Source organism: Pseudoalteromonas sp. SR45-5 (assembly GCF_014163565.1).
GTDB classification, from domain to species: Bacteria; Pseudomonadota; Gammaproteobacteria; order Enterobacterales; family Alteromonadaceae; genus Pseudoalteromonas; species Pseudoalteromonas distincta.
In genome coordinates this window covers 1-3,926 of sequence record NZ_JACJDN010000381.1, presented here as the reverse complement: position 1 = coordinate 3,926, position 3,926 = coordinate 1, and the positions used below count along the sequence as shown (strand labels likewise).

At 37.8% G+C, this 3,926-nt stretch carries 5 protein-coding genes; all 5 read left to right on the top strand.

Annotation, left to right across the window (positions count from 1 at the left end):
* Positions 1 to 139 precede the first annotated feature (139 nt).
* Positions 140 to 412 (top strand): STAS domain-containing protein, encoded by a 273-nt coding sequence (locus tag H5072_RS13670; RefSeq protein ID WP_002959595.1) that lies wholly within the window; start codon positions 140 to 142, stop codon positions 410 to 412.
* An 8-nt stretch (positions 413 to 420) separates the two neighbouring features.
* The gene (locus H5072_RS13665; RefSeq protein ID WP_002959593.1) at positions 421 to 783 is read left to right on the top strand and encodes a response regulator; all 363 of its coding nucleotides are present in this window, start codon (positions 421 to 423) and stop codon (positions 781 to 783) included.
* A gap of 10 nt (positions 784 to 793) precedes the next feature.
* Complete coding sequence (locus tag H5072_RS13660) at positions 794 to 2,884, top strand: chemotaxis protein CheA (RefSeq protein ID WP_182693825.1); 2,091 nt, start codon at positions 794 to 796, stop codon at positions 2,882 to 2,884.
* The gene (locus H5072_RS13655; RefSeq protein WP_002959588.1) at positions 2,881 to 3,366 is read left to right on the top strand and encodes a chemotaxis protein CheW; all 486 of its coding nucleotides are present in this window, start codon (positions 2,881 to 2,883) and stop codon (positions 3,364 to 3,366) included. The genes H5072_RS13660 and H5072_RS13655 overlap by 4 nt, the downstream gene beginning before the upstream one ends.
* 45 nt (positions 3,367 to 3,411) lie before the next feature.
* On the top strand, positions 3,412 to 3,926 hold a 515-nt coding region (locus H5072_RS13650; RefSeq protein WP_182693824.1), incomplete at its 3' end, for a PAS domain-containing protein.

Here is a 3,926-nt window from a genome sequence, read left to right as displayed (position 1 = left end):
ACCAATTTGAAAGGAGCTTTAGGCTCCTTTTTTTGTTTTTTAACGACGATTTAAATTTAATTAAGCATTTTATGGCAATTTTAATAACTAGGGCTAAGCTTTTGTTATGAATTGAATTGACAGGGAATGCACCTACTAAATGCTAAAACTTCCAAGCGAACTTGCTATTACGCAAGTTGAAACACTACATCAAGATTTACTGCACGAACTCAATAGCAACGATGATATCTGTCTTGATATTAACGATGTGATTTCTGCTGATACTGCCTCAATTCAACTTTTATGCGCCTTACAAAAACACCTACTTACCATACAGCACAAAATCATTTGGGTAGGCAGTAGCGAGGCCTTAACACATACAATCAATAAACTTGGCTTAAGCCAATACTTAACAACCGAAAGTAAAAGTTAGGGGTATATATGAAAAGAATTTTAGCGGTTGATGACTCAGCATCGATGCGTCAAATGGTGAGCTTTACATTAAAAACCGCAGGGTTTGATGTAACCGAAGCTAAAGATGGCAGTGAAGCTCTCGCTATTGCCAAGCAGCAAGACTTTGATGCCGTGATCTCAGATGTAAACATGCCAATAATGGATGGAATTACATTAATACGAGAGCTGCGTACTTTGCCTAGTTATAAATTTACACCATTACTGATGCTTACAACTGAGTCGGGTTTAGAAAAAAAAGTAGAAGGTAAAGCTGCTGGGGCAACAGGCTGGATTGTTAAACCATTTAATCCCGATCAGCTACTAGCGGTAATTAAAAAAGTTATTCGCTAAGGAGCGCAGTGTGAGTATAGATTTAAGTCAATTTTTTGAAGTTTTCTTTGAAGAGAGTTTTGAAGGCCTAGATACCATGGAGGCTGAGCTATTAAACTTAGTGCCAGGTGAGGAAGATTTAGAAACTATCAACACTATTTTTAGAGCTGCTCACTCAATAAAAGGAGGCAGTGGGACATTTGGTTTTAGCTCCGTTGCTGACTTTACTCATGTACTTGAAACATTACTAGATCAAATTCGCCAAGGTGAACGAGAGCTTAGTACCGAGCATGTTAATTTATTACTCAAAGCTGTGGATTGCTTACGCGCTTTACTTGCTGCACTTCAAGGTGAACAAGAGCCAGATTTAACCGAAGCAGATTTGTTAAAAGTTCAATTTGAACATGTACTTGGAATGAAAAATGAAACACATGAGAATAAACCTCAAAGCTGTGAAGAGCAAACAAGTAGTAATACCTATCAAATAGACTTTAAACCTCATCATCATTTATTTAAAACAGGAAACGAGCCACTGTATATGATCAGTGAGCTTGAAGAGCTAGGTGAGTTAGAAACCACAGTATTTTACGATGAAGTTCCAGAAATCACCGATTTAAGTAGTGATGAATGTTTTTTACATTGGCGCTTTTTTTTAAGCACTAGCCATGATGAAAAAGCCATAAAAGAAGTGTTTGAATGGGTTGAAGACGATGCCGATATAAAAGTTGAATTATGTGGCGGCTTATTTGGCAATGATGAGCCAATACAACCTAATCAAGAGGAGATACCTAAAGCTGTTGAGCTTGAAGAACCCGATTCAATAAAAGTAGCTGAGTTACCAAGTAAGCCACAGCAACCCGTTGCTAATAAAGATAAAAAACCTACAAGTGCACCAGAATCTACCTCTATACGTGTTGGCATTGATAAAGTTGATTCGTTAATAAATATGGTAGGTGAACTTGTTATTACACAAGCCATGCTAAATCAACTCAGCGAACAAGAAATCACACCAGCCACAATCACTTTACTACAAGAAGGCTTAGCACAACTTGCACATAATACGCGTGATTTACAAGAAAATGTGATGCGTATTCGTATGCTCCCAATTAATTTTGTATTTAGTCGTTTTCCTCGATTAGTGCGAGATATAGCGCAAAAGCTAAATAAGCAGGTTGAGCTAAAGCTGATTGGAGAGCAAACCGAGCTTGATAAAACAGTAATGGAAAAAATATCTGACCCTATGGTGCATTTAGTAAGAAACTCACTTGATCATGGGTTAGAGACTGTTGAGCAAAGACTGGCGGCAGGTAAAGATCCCGTTGGCACAGTAACCTTAAATGCATTTCATCAGGGTGGAAACATCGTTATTGAAATAATGGATGATGGGCAAGGGTTAAATACAAAAAAAATAAAAGAAAAAGCCATCGCTAACGAATTAATCTCAGCTGATAACCATCTCAGTGACGATGAAATAAATGAGCTTATTTTTATGCCCGGCTTTTCGACAATGGATGAGGTAAGTGACTTATCTGGTCGTGGAGTTGGGATGGATGTTGTTAAGCGAAATATCCAATCATTAAATGGCTCAGTGGAAGTAACCTCAGCGCCCGGTGTTGGTTCTACGTTTACTATTAGATTACCCCTTACTCTCGCTATTTTAGATGGGCAATTAGTTAAGGTGGCTCAGCATACTTATATTATTCCGCTCATTTCTATTGTGGAGTCACTGCAAATTGATATTGCAAAAGTGAGTCGAGTGGGTAAAAGCCTTGATGTATTGAGGCTTCGAGACGAATACATTCCTATATTAAGACTCTACGATATTTTTAATCATAAAAATGCTATTGAATCACTCGATAAAACGCTGCTTGTTGTTGTAGAAACAGATAACCAAAAGGTGGGTTTATTAGTTGATGATTTACTGTCTCAACAGCAGGTTGTTATTAAAAGTTTAGAGGCAAACTACCATAAAGTGGATGGCGTATCGGGTGCTACCATTTTAGGAGATGGGCGTGTATCGCTGATTGTGGACATTAGCGGCTTAATAAAGCTCTCAGGCTTAAAAAAGCCAGGTAGCCAAGAACTAACTATTGAAACGCAAGCCACTTTGGAGGCGTTATGAGCTCAGATCAAAGCCAGTTAAGTAACCAATTAAATCTTCAGCAACAGCAAGGTGTAAAACAGTTTTTAACTTTTATTATGGCTGATGAAGAATATGGCGTTGATATTTTAACAGTACAAGAAATTCGCAGTTGGGAAGAAATTACAGTACTGCCCAATGCACCTGAATTTGTAAAAGGCGTTATTAATTTACGCGGAACAATAGTGCCAATTATTGATTTACGGTTGCGTTTTGGATTACCAAGTGTCGACTATGGACCATTAACGGTGGTTATCGTTGTCAAAATAGAATTTGAACTAGGTAGTAAAATTATAGGTGTTGCTGTTGATGCCGTCTCTGATGTTTACAGTATTGCGGAGCAAGATGCGAAAGCGGTTCCTAGTTTGTCTGAATCGAGTAATTGTGAATATGTAGCTGGGTTGGTGAATGTTGGTGAAAAAATGGTAGCGCTAATTGACCTGCAAAAAACAATGAATATTTAGCAAATAGAAACTAAATGAATAATAAACTTAAAGGTGGTGATGAGCATGGGATGGTTTAGTAATCCAAAGCAGTCAAAATCAAGTAATGATTTAATTGTAGACGCATTGAATAAATCATTAGCGGTGATTGAATTTGAACCTAACGGAAAAATAATTACTGCAAATATGAATTTTCTAAACGCGATGGGCTATCATCTTGAGGAGGTTCAAGGTCAGCATCACTCGATGTTTGTTGACCCAGATGAAGCTCAGGGCAACGATTATAAAAACTTTTGGCAACGCCTGCGTAATGGCGAGTTTATCTCAGATGAGTTTAAGCGTAATGCTAAAGGTGGAACTGAGGTATGGATCCAAGCAACTTATAACCCAATTGTTGATGAGCAAGGGCAAGTATTAAAAGTAGTTAAGTTTGCCACCGACGTGACTGAGCAAAAGTTAATAACAGCAGAAGCTTCAGGGCAAATTAGTGCTATAAGTAAATCTCAAGCGGTTATCGAATTTAATTTAGATGGCACTATTATTGATGCCAATGCTAACTTTTTAAATGCGCTTGGCTATCA